Raw genomic sequence first — 25,435 nt, forward strand, 5'->3', positions numbered from 1 at the left:
GAATGGAAACGGTAGATGTTTATACGGAACGAGGCGACCTGGTCACCTGTTCCGATTGCGGCAAGGTGATGCTCCTGCCGTATGGAGCGGATAAATGTCCCGCCTGCAAGAAAGAAGGTTGCCTGGTATGGACGGACGAAAGCTTGCGGGAAGCCGACATCGACTCCCTGCTCGAGAGGCACTGTAACCTGCACCAGAAGAGCGAACTGCAACCGGAGGAGTATCTTTCACTTTCCATACTGGTGACCGAGTATATTCCATATCTGGCCGATAAACCGCAGACAGCGCGTGAAACCCTGTTCCTACTCCTTGAAACCGGCTCTCTTTTCGAGAAATACTGGCGGGATACAAGATGCTTCCAATCCGAAAATATCTACACGCCCGCCATCAAGACACTGCTTGACAAACTGGACGTGAAACTGCGAGAGGGCGACACGATTCCGGTAGAATACCAGGATTGCCGCTCCCTGGAGGACTTCTTCAGGGTCGTTGCCGGCGAGCGTCCGGCAAAGGAAGAGGTATCGTTTTCTTCAGATAAGGAGGGAAACTATTATTTCAACGGACGCAAGGTCAAGGTGGAAAATTCTGACGAGTACGCCTACCGCCTGCTGAAAACCAAAATACAGACGAGCTACCGGCGTCCGGTAGATTTTTACTTCCGCTTCCTTGCCCGTTTCGGACCATACGGAACTTATGGCAACGTGTATTACCCGAGTATCACGGACCTGATATGCAGGCGTTACCTGCCTGAAACCGCAAAATGAATTCCGGAAAGGCGATGGACAACGGTTCACCGCCTTTCTTATTGTATAACTTTTTTAATATCAATCATTATGGCAACAGCATTAGCAACAACGGCCGCCCCCGTGCAGTTCGATTTCCAGAACAACAACGTCGAGGTGATGACGCTCGACACGCTCCGGCGCACACACAAGGAAAATGACATCTATGGCAACCCGCTCAAGGGAATCTACCATTACGAGGTGATAGAGCGCATGGCGGACATCTGCCAGAAACACAACCTGAATTACGAGGTGGAGGAAATCTTCGCCGCCCAGAACAAGAACAAGGCACAGCCCGGCGTGGTCGTCCTGCCCCAGGTGGAACAAAAGTACGGGGCGATGGCCGTCGAGGCGCATATCCTGCGCCGCGTTTATACGACCATCCGCATTAAGGAATGGGAAACGGACGAGCTGACCACGACGCTTGTCATCGCCTTCCATCAGGACGGCATCCAGGCGGCCATCGGCCCGTGCGTCAGGGTGTGCCACAACCAGTGCATCCTCTCCCCCGAACGCAGTGTGTCGAACTACGGGAAAGACAAAGTCACCACCGAAGAGCTTTTCGGTCGTGTAGACGAGTGGCTCTCGAACTTCGAGGTACAGATGAACGAGGACAGGGAACGCATCCGCCGCCTGAAAGCGAAAGTAATTACCCCGGTGGAGATGTACGCCTACATCGGATTGCTGACAGCATTGCGCGTATCGCATGACAGTTCCGACAAGCGTCTTTCGTCCAAGGTGGAGACCTATCCCCTGAACCAGTCCCAGATTTCCATCTTCACCGAGGACCTGCTCAAACTCACCGAAGAGAAGAAGACGCTCACGGCGTGGGATATCTATAACGTGGCAACCGAAATCTACAAGCCCGGACGTACGGACATTCCGGCCATGATTCCCCAGAACGGGGCGCTGGCCGAGCTGATGCTCTCGGAAGGGTTGCCGGAATCTTAAAAGGCTGCCACGTGACAAGAATCAAGGGACAACTGACGACAGCCGACTACCTGCCCATAGCGGAATATAACAGGCTGGTCCGCGGGCTTGAGAAGGACGGCGAGTACCTGTGGGAGACCTACTGCTGGCTGTCGTTCTGCACGGCATGCAGGGCCTCCGACGTGAGGACCCTGCGCTGGAAAGACATCTTAGGAAAAAGCACCATGACCCGCATCGAGCAGAAAACAAAGAAAAACCGCCTGATCAAGTTCAACAGGGACGTGCAGGAGAAGAACCGTTTCCTGTACGAGATGCTCGGACAACCCGCCCCCGAACAGTACATCTTTCTCAGCCCGCGTACCGGGAAACCTTACTCGCTGGAATACATCAACAGGCTGCTCAAGGTATTCAAGGTAAGGTACAGGCTGCCGATCAGGGCATTCTCCACACATACCTTCCGCAAGACTTTCGGGCGCTATGTCTACGAGCTGATGGGACGCTCGGCCGAGGGCCTGATCCTGCTCAACCAGATATTCCGCCATTCCAACCTGGAAACCACCCGGCGCTACATCGGGCTGGCGCAGGAGGACATCGACAAAGTGTTCGATTCCATACGTCTATGAGAATATTTTCAACGATGCCCGGAACCCGAGCGGGAGGTTCCGGGCTATGCTTTATATAACATATCAAAATCAGAACTGTAAATGGACACACCGATATATATCGACACATACTTCCGCGTCGAGTCCGGCTATGACGGCGGTCGCATGCCGGAAGAGAAAGCCGGACGCTTCTTCGACGAGGTAAAGCGCCTTTTCACGGAAACAGGGTTCAGCATCAAGGAAAACAAATACAAAGACGGTTGTCCCGAGGTGTATCTCGGAAAGACATGCCTGTACTGTCATCCCCAATCGTTATCGGGCCCTGTTCTTAAAGAGCACATGGAGCTTATCGAGAAGATTCTGGCACAAGGAACGACCTTCCGGTACCTACGTACTGACACTTACGGCGAGATTCTCGACCTGACGGAGGAGGAAGAACTCGCGTATTACCACAAGACTCATGACATGACTATCGGGGGTGTCTTTCTCGACGCCTTCCGCACCAAGCGCCGGAACCTGTACAAGAGCCGGGAGCAGGTGCTGGAAATACTCGTCGAAAAGCTGCGTGTCAAGACACTCCGTGGGAAGTCCGTTTATTCGAACACCTCCCCGGCATACCGTTATATCAGGGAAATGTACGGGAAAATGGTGTCTGAAGGACGGCTCGTCGAGGGATGCAAGCAAACCGCTTCCGGGAAACTGCCGCTCTGCCGCACGGCAACCGGCAGGGAACTGAAAATGAAAAGACGGGAAGACGACAGGACGGAATGACACGCGGTTCCGTACCGGACATGGCCGGATACCAGTCCGAAGACTTCTGTAAATCATAATTTTCAAGCCGGACTGTCAATCGAAAGAAGGACGACCCGGCTATACTTCAACAACAAGAGATAGCACTATTATGAGCATACAAATCGGAAAACTGTTGCCGGACGGCAGTGTCCGGCACATCAAGGCGCTCCATGAGACGCTTTCAAAAGACCTTGTGAGGAAACTCCGGGTGTTCTATCCCAATGACAGACGGGTAGATGCCCTGCTGTCGCTGGGCGACATACAAAAACTGGGACCGTCACCCTATGGAAAATGGACAGGAACCGGCGATACCGTCCACTGTTTTTCAAAGATCCGTGACGGACGGGAAACACCGCGGCAATCCGCATCACGCATCGCGGACAACGCAGACATTTTCGGCCGCATGGAGGACACGTGCCTCCTGTTCGATAACGGCAGATGGCATGTCATGGACAAGGGAGAATACTGTGAACAGCCGCTCTTCGTCGAAGATACGCCCTCCCATGACAGCATGAAACCGATCACGGTATATGTGAACAACCATGTCCGACTCGAAAAGATAAATACACCGCAGCACTGGCAGGGACTTGAGGAACTCGCCGAACGGGAATCCAGGATACTCTATGTCTACCGGGGGTGCCGCCTTGTGAGAATCGTCCGTTCGTCCAACCTTAAAAAGAAACTGTATGCGGCACAATAACATCGTATCGGCCATAGAATGGCTGCCGGAACACCTGTTCACGGAAGAGATCGTGGAAGCAGCCGTCGAAAGCAAGGAAATAGAGGTGCTGAGCCATATTCCGGGACGTTTCCTCACACCCGGACGTATAGAACGAATCATCGCGGGCAGCACGGAGAGCTGGCACAGCTTCGAGCTGCGCAATATTCCGGAGGCGTACCGTTCGGGAGCAGTCTGTGACTACGCCATGCGCAAAAAACCGAAGAATATCACGGCCGTTCCCGAAGCAATGGTTACCCGAGAAATGGCAGAAGCGGTCATCCGAAACGGACGCGGGGATTTCGACATTCTCGCCTTCATACCTGAACGCCTTTGGGATGCGCAACTGGCATACCTGGCCTTGCGCAGCTATATTTACGACCCGTATTACACGGACAGCAGGACAGACGCCGTCATGAAAACGGGGCTTATCCTCGGATATGTCCCCGTTGAGGTAAAGACTCAAGAGTTCTATTACGGGATGCTCGACGGGATGAAAATATTGAGCACGGTTACCGATGCCGTCGTGCCGTCCCGTTTCAAGACTGCGGCATACTACCGCAAGATGGCGGAACATGACCTCTCGCTTGTTCCCGCCCGGTTCTATTCCTATGAGATTCTCCATGCGGCTGTCTGTTCGACCGAAGGAAAAAACTTCATCACAGACCCCCAGTTTTTCAAGCCGTTGTCGGTATATCTGGACGACATGCTGGCGGACCGGCTGATGGAGAAACACCCTTACATGTTCGGGGAGTTGCCGAAGCGGTTCAAGACACCGGAAAGACTGGTCATTGCCATCGATAACAGCAAACGGGAGACGAACTGCTATATCGACGAGGAAACTGAACAATCCCTGCTCTCGGTGGAAGTGTGCAAGGCATTCATCCGAAGAAACGGCAACTGTCCCGAATTTCCTGAAAATGTATGGACGCGGGAATTTGTCGACTACTGCATGGAGCACGGGACGAGTTTCCGCTGGTTCCGCCAGATGCCCAAAAAGTTCCAGAGCTCCGCGAACACGCAGGCGGCGTATGATTACGGTCATTACCATATCTGTGACTTTGCCAAACGGTTCATCACTCCGCAAATGGCGAAGGAGTGCTACCAGGAGCGCAGTTATGCACATGCCATCCCCGGACATTTCCTCACGGAGTTCTGCCGACAGACCGGACTGCCCGAGAAGTTCTACGGCGGGGAAACCACGATGCTGTCGCTGAAAAACAGCCGTGACGACTATACTTACTGCAAAGTCGGCAATACCTGTCTGGCCTTTTACCTGAAAGAACAATACGAGCCGTCCTCGGCACATCTGATGATGACGCGGTCGGATTCAAAATACTGCACGCCGGAGAAGGTGTTCGACGTGCCTGTCGGAACCTTCCACCGCACGTGGCTGGAAAAGATCGTGGCGGAAAACGACCCCCGCTTTGTCAAACCCCGTGTGGACAAAGCGTTGAAAGCCGTACAGGCGGTCTGCTATTACGGTGTCGAGAAGTTGAAGGACCTGAACCGTACGGAAATCTTCCGCAACACCTTCATGGGTGAGACCATCGGTTACTGCGCCCGCCGCAGGGACCTGACCTACCACAGCGACAACTGCGGGACCCTTATCGAGGGCTTGAAGTTCAAGATCCGGGGAATGGCTGTCCCCGTAACCTTGGCGGAAGACATGACTCCTTATACGGCCGACATGCTGCACCGGAAGTTCGGCTTCTGCTATATCGGAATGACGGCATTCGCCACGGACTACGGCCTGGACATGGAGAAGGCATACACCTTTGCACAGATGCGCCAGATCGTAAGGGAGAAAGGGCACAAGCCGTCATTGAGAAACTACAAACGTGAACTGAAACAAATAAACATCATACAATGAAAAAATACCGGATAGCTATCGAAGAGACGCTCCGTAAGGTCGTGGAGATCGAGGCAGAAACGCCCGGTCTGGCCGTCTGCAGGGCGGAAGACGAATACAATGAAGAGAAACACGTGCTGTCAGCCGACAATTTCGCAGGAGCTGACATCGCGCTCTCGACTGATGACAGCACGGTCATGGAGACTCTGGAAGACGTGGATTTCATCGGATACGTGCAACGCCGTTTCGAGGAATGCCGGGAGTCCATATCCGTCGAAGACAAAGTCCGGCTGGCATTCGGAAGTTTCGACAACGCCCTGTATGAGTTCGGCGAATACCGTAAGGAGGCGGCCCGGAACCGCCCGCAGGTCTACCTGCTGTACCGGAGCGATGCCTGGCACAACCGTTCTTCCATGGAGCTCATAGCCCCGTTCTCCTCCCTCGAAAACATGATGGAGTACCTGCGGCGTAAGAAGAAGGAATTCCGCCTGACGGAAAGTGATCTGGAAGAGTTCAAGAACAACCGGCAGACGAAGGGGCGCGACGAAAACTACCTGTACGAGTCGGATTATTTGGATGTGCTGCCGGAACAGGAACCCGAACTGCCGCCGAAAGATGACGCTTTCTATGACAAGGTTTTCACCTGCGGGCAATCCGAGCTGTCACGCAGGGAGTTGGAATCTCTGCCGGAGCCGTTCGATACCTACCATGTTACGGACGAAGAAATGGAACAGATTGTGTACGAAACGGAAATGGAGACACGGGACCGGCTGCGGCTCGGTAAAAGAAAGCCCATAGATTTTGACAATGACCGCCATAGTGAAATCTGGTGGGAAGAAATGGAAAAAGCAGTGGTAAGGCACGGCGTACCGTACTACGAGGCCGAATAACGAAAATAGAACCTGTTCATCACATGCCATAATGATGACGGGCCGTCGCGGCTACGGCTGCGGCGGTCTTTTTTTTCAAAACGAGGTGAGTATTCCACCCCTTATACAAAACGATTACCTACTCTTAAAAAAACGGATTTATGAAACAGACAAGACAGGATTTCTTCACGGCGAACGGGGAAGGAATCAAAATCATGACATTTACGGAGTTCGCCCGGCATATCCTGCGTATGGAATGCGGGGAAAGTCTGGAACTGTATGCCGTTGTGAACCGGCAGACACGGGAATGCTCCCGGCCGCTCTCTGTCAGAAAGGAACAATGGAACGGTACGCCCTTTTACCTGCTCGGCGGGCACGGGCAGGAAGTCCGTACCATCAATTTTGCGGGTCGTCCGAAAGAGGAGTTTGAAACGACCTGCCATGATGTCTTGGACAGCTACGATGCCGTGGAAAGTATCGGGGCGGTCGTGTCAAGACTGCGTGAATTATCTCCTGAAGAACTGCATAAGCGGATTGCGGAAGAGATGAAGACCGGCTGTAAATACCTGTTGGTCTACCGCAGCGAGGAGGAGATGACGGCCGCACTCGACGGCAAGATATACGCCATCAGCGATACGGACGGCAAATTCCTTTGCGACCTGTATCAGCCGGATTATCTCCATCTGGAAAACGGGGGCGATATTGTGGACACCGCATCCATTCCGGACATGCATTTCCATTCCGATTGGGCAATCGCCAACCCCACGGTACGCGACAAGGTGCTCTCCTCCCGGATGGTGATTATATATACCCACGAAACGGTAACGCTATGATAGAGATTGGCAACAGGATAGAAACGCCGGAAGGTGTGTTCTATGAACTGGAATACGGAGGGGAAGGAAACATCTACAAGAACGAGGATGCCTTTCTCAACCGCCCCGATGAAGTGTGCTATGTACCTGAATACGCGGCAGAAGACCGTGAGGACTGGCGTGTGTCGGAGAGCAGTGACGGCTGTTTCACGCATAACTCACTGCTCGCCCTGTGCAAGGGTAATGAAGAGGTGTGCCAGGATCTGTTTTACAGCCTTGAATGGACGTACCCGACCACCTTGCTGGAAGAATGGGACTCGAACGGCTATTTCGATGAGATCGAGGGCTGGTATGACAGTAACGATTAAATGGAACGGCATATCATGGACAGGAAATACAAAATCACATACTCGGGAAAAATCACGGGCAAGACCCCGAACTACATATTGAGCCTGCGGGCGCATCTGAAAGGCATCTTCCCTGAAATGGAACGGTATGGTAAGGAAGAATTCGACCACGTGCTTCATTGCATCAGCTCGTTCATTGATGATTTTACCTTCAAGGTACGCAATTCCCGATACCGGGGAGACATCCTGAAAAGGACTATCAGTAACGACTGCCTGAAAGTGTTCAACCTGGGTGACGAGAAAGTGATACTGACCGTCTCCTTCACCCCGCTGGAAACATGAAACCAACAATATGACAGATATGGATAAAATACAGAAAGACAATGCGGAGCCGGGCAAAGCCCCGGACAAAATGAGCGCCGACAAGCTGCATCTGTTCGCCACCCAGTACGCCTTTATCGACGGACGGCTGCACGAGGCCGAGCAAGCCATGCTGAAATTCATGCTGGAGTTCCTGGCACAATATGGCCGCGTATCACTCGGCCTTACAGAAGAGGAGGAACTCGATGACAACAACTTCCCCGTCACGACAACCTTGTACGGGAAGCACGACACGCCCCGTATCAAGCTTACCGATGTCTACCTGACGGATGACGGGGAATATCTCCTTGCTGACGGAATAGATGCGGAGACCGGGGAAAAACGGGACGGATTCTATATCTACAGCGAACAATACGCCGATATCTTCCAGTTCGTCGGCCACGCTTCGGAGATGAACTGACGAATGAGGAACAACCATAAAACGAAATATCAATGGACTGTATCAAAGATTTACAAGACGCCATCCGCAACATTCTCGTGAACAACGGCCTTACGGAACTCTGTCTGGGAGAGCCTGACGAACTGGACGATCCCACCTATATCATCTGGTATGACAGGCACTGTGAGCCTCACGAAGACCCGGTATTGAAGGTTTACCTTGAAAATGAGGGCATTGCCGTTGAGGTCGAAGCCCGCAGTTTCGGGAACACGATAACCGTCTACGATTATGACATAGACCGTATTGAATGGTGGAAAGGCATTCATGCCAATATTCTGGAAGTGCTGGAGCGTGACGGCAAGCGCCGGTGTCCGGCCTGTGGCAGGACGGTCAAGGGGAAGCAGCGGTATTGCGGTGCCGGATGCCGTGATTTCATGACTCCCGGACCGACAGTGGAGCAGGTCGCGGAAAAAGCCAACCGGAATATCCGCAAACTGGCAAGCCTTGCCGCCGGAAAAGACAAGGCGTACCGGAAGCGGCTGATAGAGAAATATACCGTCGGTCCGTCATAAGCCGGCTTTGTTACACTAAAAAATGTATGATATTATGGCAACAAGAACCATTTACCTGACCGTACGGCTCGATATCGACAACCCGAAGGCTGATGAAATAACGGACGAAGAGGTTGACGAAATTATCAGCGAAGTGGACTATGAATTCAAAAATTACGGGGACTATGAAATCGACACGGAAATCTGCGGGAAAAATGACGAAGGTGGTCTTTAGACGCTATCCCGACGGACAGGTCATCGCCCTGTTCCCGGACATACCGTGGAGCGGACGGCGGGGTGAAATAACCTCCTACATGCATGTCGGCCAGCATGGCGCAGCCGACTATGCGGGCGTGATCGCCATGACACGGCCAGCCCATGAAAAGGAGTACCGCAACCCGCTTTCCGAACTGAGAGCCATCGGTTACGATGACCTACACATCATGCGGCGTGCAAGACCGAAATTCATAAACAGCTAAAAACAAATCTTATGTCTCATAAACCGAATGCCGTTCCTGTCTTGCAGGAGGGAACGGTCTATACAATTATACTTGACAACGGACGAAAGGTCCACGACGTAATCTATCATGCCTGTGTCGCCTCCGGCAAGTCGTATTTCGCCAAAGGCGATAAGACCTATCCCGCCGAAAAGGTGCGGAACCATTCAATCACCGGACATGCCGCATCGGACGGCTCTAGAAGGAACGGCACACCCAATCCCGACCGCTTCGCCATCACGGATGAAGTGTGCGAGGTCGTTGATGTAGTTACCACGCCGGAAACCAATCCGGAAATGTTCCGGTGTCGTGTCAAATGCCTGATGTATTCAGGCCTGTCACAAGCCGAGGCTGAGAAAGTCATCGCTTCAACGCCACTAAAGCTGGAACTCTTCTACGACGTAGGCCGTGGCAGTTTCGCTATTGACGCCGAGGCAGTTGGCAACACACCGCTGTATAATCCTTACACGGGAAAGGAAATCCCGGATGAAACCTAAGCCGAACTACATCGAATATGAGAGAACTATATATCAAGAATCTCTGCATCGAGATTACCCGACGTTGCAACATGCGCTGTACCCATTGCATGCGGGGAGATGCCGAATCCGTGGATATCCCTTTGAAACATATAAGCAACCTGCTGCGGCATGTCAGGCATATTCACCATTTCAACATCACGGGCGGCGAGCCGTCGCTTAACGTCCGGGCCATCCGCCATATCCTCGAACGGGTACGCGCCTACGGTATTACTGTCAATGACTTTTATATCGTAACCAACGGCTCTGCCACATCCCGTTCGGAGGAATTCATAGAAGCCTGCGCCGCACTGTACGAGTACCAGGAGGAAAAGGAACAGGACTCCGGCCACATGCTCGAAATGAGCGACGACCGCTTCCATGATCCGGCAGAGCATGCCGCCACGCTCGCGGCACTTTCCCCGTATCCCTTTTTCGGAGTCCGGGGACAGGCCGAGCGTATCTTCCTTTTCCGGGAAGGCCGCAGCACGGAGGGGTTTCCGAACCCTGTTCATGGGATTTATCTTACGGAGGAGAACTACGTTTACGGCGACCTCTGTCTCAATGCTGAAGGCATGGTTCTCTCCAACGGGGACCTGAGTTATGCCCGCCAACGGGAACATGCCCTGTGTCCCTGCGGGAAACTGATGCAATATCTCCGGATGACCTTGAAAAAGCGTCAAAAAGAAAGATTGTACGAATAAATACACAAATCAAAAAACTTATGTCAATCGTATGCAGTATCTGCGGCGGCACTGGAGTGAAATGTACCGCCGTCATCGACCCGAACACCAGACAGTTCCTCGAATTTACCCGCAACGCCTTGTCGGACGGCCGGTGCAGCCAGTGCGGCAACGTTGCCCTGACCGACCCTGACGAAGTAAAAGCCGGGCTGGACAAGCTTTGGACGGAATATACGGCGCGGCATCGTGCCGCCCCCAACTACACCTGCTGCGACATTGTCCGGCATGGTGATTACGACGGGTGTGAAAAGGCGTATATCCGCATCGGAGGCCCGTCAGACGTGGTCGAGAAGTATCCGGTCGTGGCCGTGTGCCGCGACCTCGAAGAGCTCAAATCACTTGCGCTCCCTGACCCGACGCGAGAATTTACCCTCATGGGAATTCAAGGGTTCGAGTTCCACGACGTGTTGGAAAACAAGACCTACGAGATCGGGGTGGACGACCTGAAAATTCCCGTCACGACGAAAGAGGTGCTGGACTTTTACCCGGCGGAACATCGGCTGAAAGAAACGGACATCGAACAATATGCCGCGGCTTACACGGCCCGTATCAAGGCGTACAGGGAGTATACCCGTCAGCTCGACGCCACACTCGTGCGGCGGCTTCTCGACAAAGAGCGGCTGATGAAAGTCGGCGAGAGCGACGGTTTCCGCTTGAAACTCCATTTCGACTGGTTTGTCATTTTAAAGCGGGAGAACGAAAGGATGTACGCGCCTTTCAAATACGCTGTAAATGCTTATTGTCTGGATAATATCCAAACTTTCGACCGTCGTTATGTCACGCTCGAAGATGCCTTGCTCCACTGCCTGAACGGTTTCAACGAGAACGCGAACATTCCTAACCGTTACAAGTCCATCGGGCATTACCTGTCGGGGAAATCCTGACGACGGGCAGTGTATCGACGGGTTACCGGAGGCCACGGGTGCTTTCCCCTTGACCGGAATACCGTCGGAACAAGTAACAATGTAACCAAAGAATAAAAAATATGATGAATGATTATAAAATCAAGAACATTCTCGAATCCCTGAAAGAGGAGGTCGAGAACGGGAAGGTATCCCTGCGGGAAGCTGCTGTCGAACTTCATAAAGCCGGCTGGACGAATTTCATCGACATCGACGCCACGAGGAACCTACTGAAGACCCGGAATGTAACGGGGAACGGAAATGTCCCGGGAGTTTCCGACATGATGGGAAAATACCGCGAGATGAAAGCGGCGCACCCGGATGCCCTGTACATTTTCCGAAACGGGGAATCTTGTGAATTGTATGAGGATGATGCCATCGCCGCTTCCGGCATTTTGGGCATTGCCACCGCCGAACGCGTCGACGGGCAAGGGAAAGGCGTCAAGGAACTGCGGTTTTCTTTTCGTGACCTGGACGTGTATCTCCCCAAACTGATACGCGCCGGAAACCGGGTGGCTGTCTGCGAACCGAATCAAACCGGTTCGGGCAAACGAGTTTGATAACCATTAAATAACAAATATTCAAAACCCAAAGACACATGATAAAGATAACAACGATTTTCGGCGAGGACGCCGTACGGGAATATGAAGAGAACAATGAACTGCCTTCTGAAGAATGGCTGGCGGATAACGGGGGCGTCGTGGACGAGAAAGAGTTCGAGACTGAGGCGGAGTACAATGCCTACATCGCCGGGGTAAACGATGCCGACGGATGGAGTGATTATCATATCATACGCCACCGGTCGGAAGAGGCGGACACCTCGAGAGAGGAAAATCTCTGGCTACGTCTCGGAATTAGCGTCCGGGGCAGCCGGGAGGACATCGAAAGGATTCTAAACGGGGACACCGAAACCCTTCGGAAACTGCTCGATGCCGGACGTTATGGGATTGGCGGAGAGACCTATGTCCCTGGTTCGACCGTCGAGGGGTACAACGAGGACCACGACACGGAGTTCGAGGAGGAAGACGTGGAGTTCCATTTATAATAAAACCACACCATCTGCAATAATGATAACAGTAAAAGTTCTACTCGGTAAGGATACTGTAAGCATATACAGGAAAACCGGGGATATCTCGTCGGTGGAGAGCACGGCCGAATCCGGGGGATATGTGATAACCAGACATTTCGAGACCGAAGCTGAATACAAAGCCTACGCAATGGCTGTGGAAGACCTGGACGGACATGAAGACTGGCAGATGCTGGCTCCTGCCGTTACGCCGGAAGCTCCGTTCCGCAAAGGGGAATTTGTCCGGCTGACAGACGATGCAATTAAGCGGATACGTGAAAGTTTCGGGGACGGACCGGCTGACTACAGAAAGGAAATGATTTTGGAGGTGATTGCCTGGTGCCGCTATGAAGGCACATGGATCATTGAAGTCCGAGATATCCGTGAAGACGATACTCAGGAGTTCGATGCCGTTTTTCTGCGCCCCTTGACGGCACGGGATCTCGTGGCTATTTCCGCACCCCGACACCCGCTATCCACTGCGATATATCCTATTCACATCCGATAACTTAAATGATGCATGATGGAAAATATATTCATACTGCCCGGAAACGAACAGGAACTGTTTAACCGGTATTTAGATAACAACGAATACGGCCCTCTGAAAGAACGGCTGGAACTGGTCAGGAAAGCCTTGAGCAACAAGCTTTCCCCGGATGAACGCAATAAGCACGGGCTGAACGTGGGTGTGCATGAACTGTCCATGGAACGTAAGGAACTGGAAAGAAAGATATTCCAAATGGCACTCAAATCCTTTGCAGAACGGGTTTGTGACGAGCAACGCGCTCTTTGCGAACAGGGGTTCTGGCAGGCACCGTGCGGCAAAGAGGCGGAATATATCTCCTCCGCTCCGGTTCCGGACCTTGTAACGGACGTGAAGCAGTACAAGACCATTTGCCGCTGGTGGGAGAAGCTGTCCGATACCAGGAGGCTGAAGGTAGCGGCGATGTTTGCAAACGAACTGGGACCGATATACGGGCACGACACCGAAACGCTGGAACGGATTTATAGCCGCTGGTTTCTACTCTCCTTAGATGGCAAACAACGCATCTACCATTCATGGACCACAAACGAAAAACAGACTTCACTATGCCATACAAAAGCTCGGGAATAATCATCAGCGGGACACAATATGACCGCAGGCAGAAGCTCACTCCTTTTCAGAAGGCTGAAATTTTCCACCGTTACATGACAGAAGCTGTCAGCCAGCGCCAGCTTGCCCGGGAATACGGTGTCAGCCGCAGGCTGATAACCTTCATTGTGAACCCAGAAAGCGAAGAGCGGAACAAGGAACTGCTGAGAGAGAACAAGGCAAAAGGCTTGTATAAATATGACCGGAAGAAACATACCGAAAATATACGCAACCACCGTCGTTACAAACAGAGATTATTTCAAGAAGGTAAAATCATACTAAAAGATGGATAGACAATGAGAATACAGGAGAAACAAAAAGCGTTGGAACAGGAAGTTATAGCCAACCTGTGTGCGATACCGAAAATGCCGGAAAATATGTTGCCCCATACGGTATATGTCGAGGAGGAAGGGGAAGACGGGTATGGGCACGGGATACCGGTATACACCATGTACCGGTTGGAGGAGATACGCACGGACGGAAGCTGCACGCTTTACAACGCGGAAAGCCGGGAGCGTTTCACCTGCCGCCACCTGCATGAGATTAACATGGACTGGCTGGTGACAGTCTGGGAACGTTATCTGGAACTCTGTGTCGAGCAGGATATCTGGAAAGGGAATGCCGTTGCATTCCTGAAAGACCGTACCGGCAAACCGGAAGAGGAAATCATTTCATTCGTGGAAACCTCGTGGGACAAATGCCAGGCTTATACAGACAACCTCAAGGCGTTTCTTGGGGAAGATAAAGACCGGGAAATATGGATATTCTCTTTCCCGCTGGACGAATTTGAACGTGACGTTCCGGCCGGGAAAATCATCGTTGATTACGAAAATAACCCCGCAACGCGGGTTGAGAAGATGATACCGCTGGAATTTACGGCCAACATCAATGATGAATGTTTTGATGACCGGAACAATTGGGTAAGAGCCATTGAACTTCCCAAGCAGGAATAATAAACTATTTGAATCAATAAATATGATTACAAAAGAAAACATTGGCAACGAGACCTTTGAGTCTATGACCATCAATGACACGCCTGCATTGTTTACGGATATGCGGATTGACCGGAATGCCGTTCCGGAGGGACTGTACGCATACGATATCCGGGAGTCGGATGACGGGGACCGTCTGGCGACCATCGAACCGACGGTGATGGTAAATCATGGCGGAACCATCCTGACCAGGAAAGAGTTTATCACGGAAAAGGACGGCTATGTACAGATTGACGAATACGGTTTCGAGGACTCCATGACACTGGAAGAGTGGCTTGAGGAAAACAATTAAATGTATAAAGGATATGGATATTAAGGAACTGACAGAAAGGTATCGGGATCGTTTCGATGCCCATTACCTGCAAGACGATAACGGAACCGGCAGAAAAGGTCGGAAACGGAAAAAGGAAGTTGAGACCCCGAATTTTCTCAAGGATGTCATCCGGCCGATCCTGGACACTTTGCCGGACTTGTTGCCGGAGTACGGGTTCACCAAAACTACGGATGATTACGCCATGTACGGCGAGTATTACCGTATCAAGGCGGGTATCGTCCTCGTGGGAGGTTTTTCCATCGATGAGGATTTTAACCTGTACTTCACGCCATTGTTCCATGGCAAAGCCTGCGGTAAGAGTCAAAAAATCGACAGCATCGGACAACTCGTTGAAATCATCCGCGAACAATTTGAAAGAAGGGAGGTGAAGATGAAAGGATAGTTTCATGCAATAGACATGGGTCGTTCCGTAATTTATTGTATATTTGTCAGATGAAGAAAGTCTGTATATGTATTTCGGACGAAAGCCCGGCAGTTGAACGGATTACAGGCACTTTCATGTTTGGCTGACATCAAACCTAATATATCTATTTGATATGAAAAAGGAAGAGATTATTCGCCGCTGTTACGGCGGCATGAAGGAAAGGCATGGCGTGGAAACCATCATCCTTTTCCATGTCGGAGATTCATTCGAGGCGTATTTTGATGATGCCGAAACGATTACCCGGATCACGGAAGTGCCCCGGTTCAAGATGACGGCGGCGGGTATACCTGCCATCAGGATTTCCGACGCCGCCTTGGAAGAATGTAGAAACCGGTTGCTGGATGCAGGATGCAAGGTATGCGTGTCCGAGGTCCGGGGGGTATCCGGCCGCCACATTCTCAAAATCAATGAAACAAATACGGAAACGGGCCGATGAATTGGTATTGATAGCGGCAGCAATAGGTCCTTGGACACTGTTGGTGGTAGCGGTATTAATCATCGGAACGCTGAAATGCTGTCTGACCACGGACTCGGACAGCATTGACGAAAGTATCAACAAATCACCGGGGATAGTCGCGCATGTCATGGTACTGGACAGTACGGATAATGGTTTTCGGGTGGTTTATGCGACGGCTGAGCCGGTAACGGATGAAAGGTTTGCCGAGATATGCGACAGGCCGGGTATTCTGGAGGGGTTCGAGAACCTGAAACGGAAAGCTCCCGAACACTTTGGCGGCAACCTGCTGGAAACCGACATCTGTGACTTCGCGTTGTACGCCTACCGGTTTCCTATCGATAAGGACGTACGGATACACAATATCTTTGTCGCCGGTAAAGAGAAAATGGACTTCTATGTCCGGAACAACCCGGACCTGCCCGGGTGCGCTACATGGATGCACCACGGTACGGAACAAGGGAACCAATATCTGAATGCTGACGATATAAATCACTGTATACCCAACGGAAGGCGGATTTACCGTTATTGGAAATGCCGTTATCTACTGCAAACTTCTGATACTGACGAGCGTTTCAGTCATTTTACAGAGGAGGAAAGGCTGTACTGAATGCAGCCTTTTCTCTATATATATTACACATAACCATCTGAAAATTAATAACTAAAACGTTTTGTTGGCGTGAAAAATTGGCATATATTTGTATGGAAAAGTGACCCATTGAAAACAGATTGTCAATTGAAAGCAATAGATTGAATATGAAAGAACAGTAATATGACATCGGAAAAATCGCAACTGAAGTTTGCGAGATCGGAAGAGACGGGCGAACTGATAGGGTTCGTTTCGCGCCATTCCAAGACACGTAAATTGATGGGAGTCCGTGAAGACTCAAGATTCGGCAAGCAGATTTGTGTCCTTTCGGAAGACCTGAAAGGAACTCTCGAGCCAAACATACTATACTCGGTAGAGTTGAAACCCATGCACAAAGCCAACGGGTATGTAGTCGTTGCCGCTACCCCCGTGTTATTTCAGGCGCATGTGGAAACAGTGATCGTCCCGAAGACATTGTATCAAGTAACTGTGACGTTCGGCAACAAAAAGATTTTCTTCGACCCGAAAGACGGCAAGAGCGTAATGAGCCGCACAATAGACGGTGTGCTGGAAATCCTCAAGGGACGCAAGGATATCAAGTACAAGGAAGGTGTCATCACCGACTATCTGAATCAGGCGCGTGCTCTGGTACGACGTATGGAATCCGACGGGTTCATCTATACGGGAGACAGACATCAGGGAGGAATTCAATGAAAGAAAAACCGGTCGTGGGTATTGCGACCGACGGTGCCCATTCTGCAAAAGAGAGGTTGACACGCTTCCGGGCTGTCGACCTCTCTTCAGGAAAAGAACTCTTTTCCAAAGCTATCGGTAACTGGACGAACAATATCGGGGAGTTTCTCGGCATTGTCGAGGCGGTCAGATATGTCATGGAACATCCGGAAAGTCCGCGAACAATCTACTCGGACAGCATTACAGCCATCACGTGGTATTGTAACAAACAGACAGCCTCTTCACGCAGATGCCCGGCATTGCAGAAAGCGGAGATATTCCTCAAAGTGATGGAGGCAAGAATCAAGGACATCGAAGTGCTGCACTGGGACAACCGCCTGTGGGGTGAGATTCCTGCCGACTTCGGAAACAAATAACAACATCAATATGGCAAAATTAAAATCACAGTCACAGAAATATGTTGAGCTGAAGGAGGAAGACTACCTGCTGCTCATCGAGAATACCATCAAGATGGAAGCCCTGAAGATTGCCGGTATCGAAAAGATGCCCATATACAAGGCTATGGAACATATCCTTGAACACGAGCACATCGACCTGCTCGTCAAACCCGTTTCAAGGAGATATTCTTGATTTTTTTAGGTGGACAATAATACACCCCACAAGCAAAATCAATGCTTATCAGTACCAAATGATAGTATATAATAACAATTAATGTAAATCAATGCAAATCAGATGATTAAGAAAGTGGCGCATGTACGGAATTATCTATACCATACATGCGCCACTTTGCTCTATACACTTTTTGATTTCCTTGATTGATAAAAGAAGGTTCTTTTCCAGTGTTTTACAATCCGACTTTTTTATATACTTTTGTCTTCAGTATCAGTTGGTTATTGAAACCCTCTATGTATGCTTATAAGTAGAGATTAGCTTTTTTAAGCGAAACTAACTACTGGTTATCAATCAATTATCAAACAAAAAAAGTTTGCCAAACTGGCGGGAGGTTTCTATCCTGCCAAATTCGATGCTGCCAGATGGGTGTCAGCCATTAAGGCGTCCGGGGCAAAGTATATCTGCTTTACATCCCGGCATCACGATGGCTTTTCTATGTTCCACACACGCTTTTCCGATTACAATATTGTGGATGCTACCCCTTTTAAGCGGGATATTCTGAAAGAATTGGCGGACGAGTGCCACAAGCAAGGTATTCGTCTGCATCTCTACTATTCGCACATCGACTGGTATCGCGAAGATGCTCCGTGGGGACGCACCGGACGTGGAACGGGACGACCGAATCCGAAGGGCGACTGGAACAGCTACTATAAATTCATGAACAACCAGCTGACCGAGCTGCTCACCAATTATGGAAAAATAGGTGCCATTTGGTTTGATGGCTGGTGGGACCAGGACCAGAATCCGGATTTTGACTGGCAACTGCCCGGGCAATATGCCATGATACACCGCCTGCAACCGGCTTGCTTGGTTGGGAACAACCATCATCAAGCACCGTTTGCCGGCGAGGACATCCAGATATTCGAGCGCGACCTGCCGGGAGAGAACCGTGCCGGTCTTTCCGGGCAGGATATCAGCGCCTTGCCCCTTGAAACCTGCGAGACGATGAATGGAATGTGGGGATATAAGATTACGGACCAGGATTATAAATCCACCAAAACGCTGATACATTACCTGGTGAAGGCTGCGGGTAAAGATGCCAATCTGCTGATGAATATCGGTCCTCAGCCGGACGGTGAGCTGCCTGCTGTTGCATTGGAGCGTCTGGCAGAAGTAGGGGAATGGATGAAGGTATACGGTGAAACCATCTACGGAACCCGTGGCGGCTGCATTGCTCCGCATCCTTGGGGAGTCACTACACAAAGAGAAAATAAATTATACGTGCATATTCTCGAATTGCAGGATAAGGCTCTCTTCCTGCCGTTGGAAGGCAAGAAAGTGAGGAAGGCAGTGGGGTATGCCGACCGTCTTCCAGTGAAGTTCCGTAAGTGTGAAGGAGGGATGATGCTCTACTTGCCGGAGGTTCCGACGGATATTGATAAAGTGATAGAGGTGGATATTGAAAAATAAATTATAAATCAGAAATCTTTAATTCTTCCTAAAAGATAAAGGAAACGCTGGCATTGCTCACCGTTTCCTTTTATTTTTGGCAGACTATTTGTTATACAATAAGAAACGACTGATTTATTCACAATTTAAAGAAAGAAAATTATGGGAACAGGAATGATATGGATTATTTTTATCGGTATTGCCGCCGTTAGCTGGCTGGTACAGATGAATCTTCAGAACAAGTTCAAGAAGTACTCTAAAATCCCTACCGGCAACGGAATGACGGGAGCGGACGTTGCTTTGAAGATGCTGCACGACAATGGCATCTACGATGTGACCGTGACGCATACTCCCGGACATCTGACCGACCATTATAATCCTGCCAATAAGACAGTAAACCTGAGTGAGGGCGTTTATAGCAGCAACAGCATCATGGCTGCTGCCGTTGCAGCCCACGAATGTGGCCACGCCGTGCAGCATGCACGCGCATACGCTCCGTTGACAATGCGCAGCAAACTGGTGCCGGTAGTCTCTTTTGCCTCACAGTGGATGACGTGGCTGCTGCTGGCAGGTATCCTGCTGCTGAACTCCTTCCCGCAACTGTTGCTGGCGGGCATCATACTGTTTGCATTGACAACTTTGTTCAGCTTCATCACCTTGCCGGTGGAAATCAATGCAAGCAAGCGTGCGCTGGTATGGCTTAGCAACTCCGGCATTACGAATTCATATAATCATGCGCAAGCAGAAGATGCACTCCGCTCGGCTGCCTATACGTATGTAGTGGCTGCTCTCGGTTCGCTTGCTACGCTGATTTATTATATCATGATATTCCTGGGACGCAGAGATTAAACGCATGATGCAGACATAAAAAACAGACCATCTGTTTCGGGTGAACAGATGGTCTGTTTGCTTTAAACAGATGATGTGTTTCTGCCGGATACATCATCTGTTTTTTTTATTCCTGATAGGGCGACTGCCAGAACCAGGCATCGTCATTGACCACGTACTTGGCTTGGAAGAAGTTTTCCGCATTAGGGTCTGAGGGGCAAAGCAGTACATCGTCTGCTTTTATGCTATAGAGATTCTTGGCCATATAGCTGTCTAAATAATATTCTTTGGTAATCTTCTGTTGGTTGTTCCAGTTGGCTTCTTCATTTAGGGTCACCGGACGACCGTCTCGCAGGCGTTCGCGCACTTCTTGTACGCTTAGCATGATGCCGTTTTCATCCATCACCCAGGCATTGTTGGTGGGGTCTACCCATATCCATTTATCCAAGGTATTGGAATAAACTACGTTAATGGAATGGCATTCGCCGATGTATTTTTGGGGTAATCCGCTGATGTGGCGTGCCTTAAATCCCATGGACAGATAACAATCCTTCAGTACATGGGCAAGACCTCCGCAATGCAGACCTCGCGCACCGCCTTTGCAAGCTTCTGCCCATTTGATGATGTTGCTGCCTGCCGGACTTTCATGGTTTCCGTCATGTTTTATGGTATTGTGTATATAAGTCAGTATGTTCTTTATTTTTGATAATTCGTCGCTTGCGCCTGCCACACTGTCCAACTTGAAGTATTGGCGTACCTCTACTAAATACTTGTTGTTGGGATTGATGTATTCGAAGCGGGGGAGTGTATCAGGGCGCTCATTGTGGGTGTATCCCGGTGCTTTTTGAAGTATGTCGAGGTAGTCACCCACTTTCTTCACTTTGGCAAGCACTGCCTTGAAGCGTTTATCGCTGCGCAGGTTGTCTAAGTCGGTATCATTCATCATGTGGTTGTAATCTTGAAATCCATTGTCGTAGGCCAGTTCTAAATTTTTGATGGCTTCACCTTTTTTCTTTAACAAGGATTGGAAGCAGGCTAAATTGTAGTAATAGGACTGTATAATCCAGCTATACTTTTTCTGAGTGTTCTCGTCTTGTTCTTTGAACAGAGTTATCAAAGCCTTACCGTTCTTTTCGGCTTCTTTATAGTTTTTCTCGTTAACGGCTTGTTGCAGCTTTTGTGCGATGGCTTCTTCTTTTTGCTCGAAGTCTTTGGCGTTGTCGGATTGTGCCCGGCTAACACCGATGCCACATAGCAACAACATGCAGAATAAAATCAGTCTCTCTTTCATAAATGTGTAAGTTTAAAGTTTGTTTTGGTCGTTTTTATGCGACGGTAATGATACAAAGGTAAACATTCTCTTTTCTTAATCAATAAAATACTGTAACTTTGTCGCCCGATTTTTAAAGTAATTGAACTGATTATGGCAGCAAAACCCAGTATTCCGAAAGGAACCCGTGACTTCTCGCCCGTAGAAATGGCGAAGCGTAACTATATATTCAATACGATTCGTGAGGTGTATCATCTCTATGGTTTTCAGCAGATAGAAACGCCCTCGATGGAAATGCTTTCTACCTTGATGGGGAAGTATGGTGAGGAAGGCGACAAGCTTTTGTTCAAGATACAGAACTCCGGTGATTACTTTTCCGGACTGACAGATGAAGAACTGTTGAGCCGTAATGCTCCGAGACTTGCCTGCAAGTTTTGCGAGAAAGGTTTGCGCTATGACCTTACAGTACCTTTTGCCCGCTACGTGGTGATGCACCGCGATGAAATAACTTTTCCTTTCAAACGTTATCAGATACAGCCCGTGTGGCGCGCCGACCGTCCGCAAAAAGGACGCTATCGTGAGTTCTATCAGTGCGATGCCGATGTGGTAGGCAGTGATTCCTTGCTGAATGAGGTGGAGCTGATGCAGATTGTCGATACGGTATTTACCCGCTTCGGCATCCGTGTTTGTATCAAGATTAACAACCGTAAGATATTGAGTGGCATTGCCGAAATCATCGGTGAGTCTGACAAGATTGTTGATATTACTGTGGCCATTGATAAGTTGGATAAGATAGGTCTGGACAATGTCAATGCCGAGTTGAAAGAGAAAGGCATCAGTGACGAGGCTATCGCCAAACTGCAACCTATCATTTTGTTGAGCGGAAGTAATGAAGAGAAACTTGCAACTCTGAAGGAAGTTCTTGCTGTCAGCGAGACCGGACTGAAGGGCGTGGAGGAAAGTGAATTTATCCTTTCCACCTTAAAGAACCTTGGCTTGAAGAACGAAATCGAGCTGGATTTGACATTGGCCCGTGGCTTGAATTACTATACCGGTGCCATCTTCGAAGTAAAGGCGCTGGATGTGCAAATCGGCAGTATTACTGGTGGAGGACGCTATGACAACTTGACGGGTGTATTCGGTATGTCCGGTGTCAGTGGTGTCGGTATCTCGTTCGGTGCAGACCGTATCTTTGATGTGCTGAACCAGCTTGACCTTTATCCGAAAGAAGCGGTGAACGGTACTCAGTTACTGTTTATCAACTTTGGTGAGAAAGAGGCCGCATTCTCAATGAATGTATTGACTGAAGTGCGTGCGGCAGGCATCCGTGCCGAGATTTTCCCCGATGCAAGCAAGATGAAGAAACAGATGGGGTATGCGAACTCCAAAGCCATCCCGTTTGTGGCCCTGGTGGGTGAGAATGAAATGAATGAAGGTAAGGTGACATTGAAAAACATGGAGACCGGAGAGCAGAAAATGGTCACTCCCCAAGAGCTGGTTAGCGAACTGAAATAATAAAAACTGAAATACATTTAAAAAGGAGCACAAAATTGCTCCTTTTTTTGTATATTTATGGCACAAATATAGGTATTTGTAATAGTGGCGTAGGAAAAATGAAACATCCTGCATTTATCTTTGTACTGACAAAAAAGGAGGTTCTTATGGTTTCTGTTGAGCTTAAGCAAGAAAAACACAATGCCCTCGTCAGTTTCCTGATGATTGTCATAGCGGCATTGTTCCTGCTCTATATGGGCAGTTCATTGGTACATTCTACAAAAGCGTTCTGGGAAAATTATTCCATAGAAGAGCTGCTGGAATAGAAGGAATTCAAGTCAAATCACTACCTTTGTCGGCAAAACATATTGCCGATGATACTTTATTTTACCGCAACCGGAAACTCACGCTGGATTGCAGAATTGCTTGCAGAGGCTATGCATGATACTGCCGTCAGCATTGTTGATTGCCTTAAGCAAGGCTCGATACCCGCAGGGCTGTCGATAGCTGACAGACTAGGTATTGTTTTTCCGGTACACTCATGGTATGCACCTCGTGTCTTGATTGATTTTTTGTCGCAGCTCCGGTTGCCGGACTGCTGTTACCGTTATGCCGTGTGTACATGCGGGGACGATATGGGAAAGGGAATGAACCGCCTGGCGGAACATTTTCCGTTGGATGCAGCCTGGTCTGTTGCAATGCCCAATACCTATGTACCGATGTTCAATTTGGACGATGGGGCGCTTTGCCTCAAGAAGATAGAGAACGCACGGCATGCTGTCGCTTCGATTGCCGAAGATGTCATTGCACGGAAGAGGGTCTGGAATGTGCATGAGGGCAGTGCTGCCTGGCTGAAAACGTATGTTGTGAATCCTTTGTTTGTCCGTTTTGTCATTGGTACAAGGAGTTTCCATGTAGATGAAGGCTGTATCTCTTGCGGAATATGCGGCAAATCTTGTCCGGTAGGTAATATCCGGTTGGTGGATGGGCATCCGGTGTGGGGAAAGCAGTGCATTCATTGTATGGCTTGTTTGCATTTTTGCCCCCGGAAAGTGATACAGTATGGAAAAGCGACACAGAAGAAGGGGAGATACCGGTTGGAAGATTATCTTTGCCGCTTCACCACTCCCACATAAATCAGCAGAATAACATTCATTACCAGTGCGTAGATAATGGCAGGTATTGCAATAATGTCATTGTTGAATACAAACGGACTACTGGCAACAGCAATTGCTTGTGCGGCATTCTGCATACCGATTTCTATAATGAGTGTACGTTGTTCTTTCCGGTTGAGGCGCATGGACTTCGATAGCACTACGCCGCCTCCCATAGCCAGCAGGATAAGAATGGAGATGCAGAGGCCCAGTTTGCCGAATTGGCCGGTGATGGTAGCATGGTGCTGTATGAAGAAGATGGTTGCCAGCAGGATAAGTGCGGGAAAGGCTGTCTTGGACAATATCTTATGAATCCTTTCTGCCATTTGCGGACGGTAGCGCTTCGTGAATATGCCGGCTACAATGGGAAGAAGCATCAGAACCAGGTTCTGCATGATAAGGCTGCCTACGGGGAGATGGATATCTATGTCCAGATTGCTGTCTACAAAGTGTGTGGCGAATTCCATAATCACGGGGATAGTGAACAGCGTAATAATGCTGCTACATGCCGTCAGTGACACGGACAATGCTACGTCTCCTTTGGCTATCATGGAGAAGATGTTGGATGAGCTGCCGCCTGGCGAGCAGGCTATGAGTATGATGCCGATAAAGAACAGAGGTTCGAGCTGGAAGACATGTCCTAAAGCAAATGCCAGCATCGGCAGTAGGATGATTTGGCCTGCCAGCCCGGCAATAATGGGGCGGGGGCGTTTGCGGAACAGTTTAAAGTCTTCGGTTTGTAATGTCAGTCCCAGTTCAAACATCAATAAGGTAAGAATGGGGAGGACTATCCATATTGCGTTCATAAGTCAAATCATTTTTGAGGCTGCAAAGATAGCAAATATTGTTGTATACTTTGCCATTTTGTCAGCCTTTGTCTGCCAAACAATCAGCTTGTTCGTTTGGCACGGTTTTCGTAAGTTGTTTATCGCTTGTTTAAAGCAAAATTACCATTATAACAAATGTATAACATATAAAACAAAAAGATTATGAACATTAAACCATTAGCAGACAGAGTGCTGATACTCCCTGCACCTGCAGAAGAAAAGACAATTGGCGGTATCATTATTCCTGATACAGCGAAAGAGAAACCTTTGAAAGGTGAAGTTATTGCAGTAGGCAACGGAACAAAAGACGAAGAAATGGTGTTGAAGGTTGGTGACACAGTGCTGTATGGCAAGTATGCCGGTACTGAACTGGAAGTTGAAGGAACCAAGTACCTCATCATGCGTCAAAGCGATGTGCTCGCTGTTTTAGGTTAATTTGTAAATT

37 protein-coding genes and 1 pseudogene are annotated in these 25,435 nt (G+C 49.7%); 36 read left to right on the plus strand and 2 right to left on the minus strand.

Annotated features, from left to right (window positions below):
- The first annotated feature begins 2 nt into the window (after positions 1–2).
- From DWX62_RS07105 to DWX62_RS07260, 32 genes and pseudogenes are all read left to right on the plus strand, one after another.
- Positions 3–764, plus strand: coding sequence for a hypothetical protein (locus tag DWX62_RS07105; RefSeq protein WP_017140898.1), 762 nt, complete (start codon positions 3–5; stop codon positions 762–764).
- Between the two features lie 69 nt (positions 765–833).
- Entirely contained in the window at positions 834–1,733 is a 900-nt protein-coding gene (locus DWX62_RS07110) for a DUF932 domain-containing protein (protein WP_004293658.1), read from the plus strand.
- A gap of 11 nt (positions 1,734–1,744) precedes the next feature.
- Complete coding sequence (locus tag DWX62_RS07115) at positions 1,745–2,335, plus strand: tyrosine-type recombinase/integrase (RefSeq protein WP_004293659.1); 591 nt, start codon at positions 1,745–1,747, stop codon at positions 2,333–2,335.
- 81 nt (positions 2,336–2,416) lie between these two features.
- Complete coding sequence (locus DWX62_RS07120; protein WP_004293660.1) at positions 2,417–3,085, plus strand: hypothetical protein; 669 nt, start codon at positions 2,417–2,419, stop codon at positions 3,083–3,085.
- Positions 3,086–3,215: 130 nt separating this feature from the next.
- Positions 3,216–3,806 carry a hypothetical protein gene (locus tag DWX62_RS07125; protein ID WP_004293661.1) on the plus strand — a complete coding sequence of 197 codons (591 nt, stop codon included), beginning with the start codon at positions 3,216–3,218 and terminating at the stop codon, positions 3,804–3,806.
- Positions 3,793–5,697, plus strand: a complete 1,905-nt coding sequence (locus DWX62_RS07130; protein ID WP_008143046.1) for a hypothetical protein — start codon at positions 3,793–3,795, stop codon at positions 5,695–5,697. The genes DWX62_RS07125 and DWX62_RS07130 overlap by 14 nt, the downstream gene beginning before the upstream one ends.
- Entirely contained in the window at positions 5,694–6,566 is an 873-nt protein-coding gene (locus DWX62_RS07135) for a DpnD/PcfM family protein (RefSeq protein WP_004293663.1), read from the plus strand. The genes DWX62_RS07130 and DWX62_RS07135 overlap by 4 nt, the downstream gene beginning before the upstream one ends.
- 140 nt (positions 6,567–6,706) lie before the next feature.
- Positions 6,707–7,378, plus strand: a complete 672-nt coding sequence (locus DWX62_RS07140) for a hypothetical protein (RefSeq protein ID WP_004293664.1) — start codon at positions 6,707–6,709, stop codon at positions 7,376–7,378.
- Positions 7,375–7,725: a hypothetical protein gene (locus DWX62_RS07145; protein WP_004293665.1), complete on the plus strand. Its 351-nt coding sequence runs from the start codon at positions 7,375–7,377 to the stop codon at positions 7,723–7,725. The genes DWX62_RS07140 and DWX62_RS07145 overlap by 4 nt, the downstream gene beginning before the upstream one ends.
- Positions 7,726–8,046: a hypothetical protein gene (locus tag DWX62_RS07150; protein ID WP_004293666.1), complete on the plus strand. Its 321-nt coding sequence runs from the start codon at positions 7,726–7,728 to the stop codon at positions 8,044–8,046.
- Positions 8,047–8,065: 19 nt separating this feature from the next.
- Positions 8,066–8,485, plus strand: a complete 420-nt coding sequence (locus tag DWX62_RS07155) for a hypothetical protein (protein ID WP_004303935.1) — start codon at positions 8,066–8,068, stop codon at positions 8,483–8,485.
- Between the two features lie 32 nt (positions 8,486–8,517).
- Entirely contained in the window at positions 8,518–9,036 is a 519-nt protein-coding gene (locus tag DWX62_RS07160) for a hypothetical protein (RefSeq protein WP_004293668.1), read from the plus strand.
- Positions 9,037–9,070: 34 nt separating this feature from the next.
- On the plus strand, positions 9,071–9,250 hold the full coding sequence (locus DWX62_RS07165; protein ID WP_004293669.1) for a hypothetical protein: 180 nt from the start codon (positions 9,071–9,073) through the stop codon (positions 9,248–9,250).
- Complete coding sequence (locus DWX62_RS07170) at positions 9,201–9,494, plus strand: hypothetical protein (RefSeq protein WP_004303931.1); 294 nt, start codon at positions 9,201–9,203, stop codon at positions 9,492–9,494. Before DWX62_RS07165 ends, DWX62_RS07170 begins: the two co-directional genes overlap by 50 nt.
- 11 nt (positions 9,495–9,505) lie before the next feature.
- Complete coding sequence (locus tag DWX62_RS07175) at positions 9,506–10,009, plus strand: hypothetical protein (RefSeq protein WP_004293671.1); 504 nt, start codon at positions 9,506–9,508, stop codon at positions 10,007–10,009.
- A gap of 17 nt (positions 10,010–10,026) precedes the next feature.
- Entirely contained in the window at positions 10,027–10,731 is a 705-nt protein-coding gene (locus DWX62_RS07180) for a radical SAM protein (RefSeq protein WP_008672671.1), read from the plus strand.
- The gene (locus DWX62_RS07185; protein WP_008143054.1) at positions 10,656–11,654 is read left to right on the plus strand and encodes a hypothetical protein; all 999 of its coding nucleotides are present in this window, start codon (positions 10,656–10,658) and stop codon (positions 11,652–11,654) included. Before DWX62_RS07180 ends, DWX62_RS07185 begins: the two co-directional genes overlap by 76 nt.
- A gap of 101 nt (positions 11,655–11,755) precedes the next feature.
- Positions 11,756–12,232 (plus strand): hypothetical protein, encoded by a 477-nt coding sequence (locus DWX62_RS07190; RefSeq protein ID WP_008143055.1) that lies wholly within the window; start codon positions 11,756–11,758, stop codon positions 12,230–12,232.
- Between the two features lie 38 nt (positions 12,233–12,270).
- Positions 12,271–12,717 (plus strand): hypothetical protein, encoded by a 447-nt coding sequence (locus tag DWX62_RS07195; protein WP_004293675.1) that lies wholly within the window; start codon positions 12,271–12,273, stop codon positions 12,715–12,717.
- A gap of 22 nt (positions 12,718–12,739) precedes the next feature.
- Positions 12,740–13,246: a hypothetical protein gene (locus DWX62_RS07200; protein ID WP_008143058.1), complete on the plus strand. Its 507-nt coding sequence runs from the start codon at positions 12,740–12,742 to the stop codon at positions 13,244–13,246.
- A gap of 12 nt (positions 13,247–13,258) precedes the next feature.
- The gene (locus DWX62_RS07205; RefSeq protein ID WP_008143060.1) at positions 13,259–13,852 is read left to right on the plus strand and encodes a hypothetical protein; all 594 of its coding nucleotides are present in this window, start codon (positions 13,259–13,261) and stop codon (positions 13,850–13,852) included.
- Positions 13,828–14,163 (plus strand): hypothetical protein, encoded by a 336-nt coding sequence (locus DWX62_RS07210; RefSeq protein WP_004293678.1) that lies wholly within the window; start codon positions 13,828–13,830, stop codon positions 14,161–14,163. The genes DWX62_RS07205 and DWX62_RS07210 overlap by 25 nt, the downstream gene beginning before the upstream one ends.
- 3 nt (positions 14,164–14,166) lie before the next feature.
- Positions 14,167–14,823, plus strand: coding sequence for a hypothetical protein (locus DWX62_RS07215; protein WP_008143063.1), 657 nt, complete (start codon positions 14,167–14,169; stop codon positions 14,821–14,823).
- Positions 14,824–14,845: 22 nt separating this feature from the next.
- Positions 14,846–15,154 carry an LPD28 domain-containing protein gene (locus DWX62_RS07220; RefSeq protein ID WP_008143065.1) on the plus strand — a complete coding sequence of 103 codons (309 nt, stop codon included), beginning with the start codon at positions 14,846–14,848 and terminating at the stop codon, positions 15,152–15,154.
- A gap of 13 nt (positions 15,155–15,167) precedes the next feature.
- Entirely contained in the window at positions 15,168–15,578 is a 411-nt protein-coding gene (locus DWX62_RS07225) for a hypothetical protein (protein ID WP_008143066.1), read from the plus strand.
- Positions 15,579–15,732: 154 nt separating this feature from the next.
- Positions 15,733–16,056, plus strand: a complete 324-nt coding sequence (locus tag DWX62_RS07230) for a hypothetical protein (protein ID WP_004293682.1) — start codon at positions 15,733–15,735, stop codon at positions 16,054–16,056.
- Positions 16,028–16,684: a hypothetical protein gene (locus DWX62_RS07235; RefSeq protein WP_008143069.1), complete on the plus strand. Its 657-nt coding sequence runs from the start codon at positions 16,028–16,030 to the stop codon at positions 16,682–16,684. The genes DWX62_RS07230 and DWX62_RS07235 overlap by 29 nt, the downstream gene beginning before the upstream one ends.
- Positions 16,685–16,846: 162 nt before the next feature.
- Positions 16,847–17,377 carry a hypothetical protein gene (locus tag DWX62_RS07240; RefSeq protein WP_004293684.1) on the plus strand — a complete coding sequence of 177 codons (531 nt, stop codon included), beginning with the start codon at positions 16,847–16,849 and terminating at the stop codon, positions 17,375–17,377.
- Complete coding sequence (locus tag DWX62_RS07245) at positions 17,374–17,772, plus strand: hypothetical protein (RefSeq protein WP_008143073.1); 399 nt, start codon at positions 17,374–17,376, stop codon at positions 17,770–17,772. Before DWX62_RS07240 ends, DWX62_RS07245 begins: the two co-directional genes overlap by 4 nt.
- Positions 17,773–17,782: 10 nt before the next feature.
- Entirely contained in the window at positions 17,783–17,986 is a 204-nt protein-coding gene (locus DWX62_RS07250) for a hypothetical protein (RefSeq protein WP_004303920.1), read from the plus strand.
- Between the two features lie 348 nt (positions 17,987–18,334).
- A pseudogene (locus DWX62_RS07255) lies at positions 18,335–19,438 on the plus strand (alpha-L-fucosidase); the annotation flags it as partial.
- 141 nt (positions 19,439–19,579) lie between these two features.
- The gene (locus DWX62_RS07260; RefSeq protein WP_044467929.1) at positions 19,580–20,266 is read left to right on the plus strand and encodes a zinc metallopeptidase; all 687 of its coding nucleotides are present in this window, start codon (positions 19,580–19,582) and stop codon (positions 20,264–20,266) included.
- 106 nt (positions 20,267–20,372) lie between these two features.
- On the opposite strand, the gene DWX62_RS07265 is transcribed toward DWX62_RS07260, so the two are convergent.
- A complete protein-coding gene (locus DWX62_RS07265; RefSeq protein ID WP_005835582.1) occupies positions 20,373–21,536 on the minus strand; it encodes a transglutaminase domain-containing protein in 1,164 nt (387 codons plus the stop codon).
- 132 nt (positions 21,537–21,668) lie between these two features.
- On the opposite strand from DWX62_RS07265, the gene hisS reads away from it, so the two are divergent.
- From hisS to DWX62_RS07280, 3 genes are all read left to right on the plus strand, one after another.
- Positions 21,669–23,030, plus strand: coding sequence for a histidine--tRNA ligase (gene hisS, locus DWX62_RS07270; RefSeq protein WP_016273161.1), 1,362 nt, complete (start codon positions 21,669–21,671; stop codon positions 23,028–23,030).
- Between the two features lie 98 nt (positions 23,031–23,128).
- On the plus strand, positions 23,129–23,335 hold the full coding sequence (locus DWX62_RS21910; protein WP_005826231.1) for a hypothetical protein: 207 nt from the start codon (positions 23,129–23,131) through the stop codon (positions 23,333–23,335).
- A 48-nt stretch (positions 23,336–23,383) separates the two neighbouring features.
- Entirely contained in the window at positions 23,384–24,145 is a 762-nt protein-coding gene (locus tag DWX62_RS07280; RefSeq protein ID WP_009036533.1) for an EFR1 family ferrodoxin, read from the plus strand.
- Here DWX62_RS07280 and DWX62_RS07285 read toward each other — a convergent pair.
- Complete coding sequence (locus DWX62_RS07285; RefSeq protein ID WP_117589144.1) at positions 24,115–24,969, minus strand: bile acid:sodium symporter family protein; 855 nt, start codon at positions 24,967–24,969, stop codon at positions 24,115–24,117. The genes DWX62_RS07280 and DWX62_RS07285 overlap by 31 nt on opposite strands.
- Before the next feature lie 183 nt (positions 24,970–25,152).
- Between DWX62_RS07285 and DWX62_RS07290 the strand changes: the two genes are divergently transcribed.
- Positions 25,153–25,425, plus strand: coding sequence for a co-chaperone GroES (locus DWX62_RS07290; protein WP_004290132.1), 273 nt, complete (start codon positions 25,153–25,155; stop codon positions 25,423–25,425).
- Positions 25,426–25,435 lie beyond the last annotated feature (10 nt).

It is taken from the genome of Bacteroides sp. AF20-13LB, from assembly GCF_003603065.1.
GTDB classification, from domain to species: domain Bacteria; phylum Bacteroidota; class Bacteroidia; order Bacteroidales; family Bacteroidaceae; genus Bacteroides; species Bacteroides uniformis.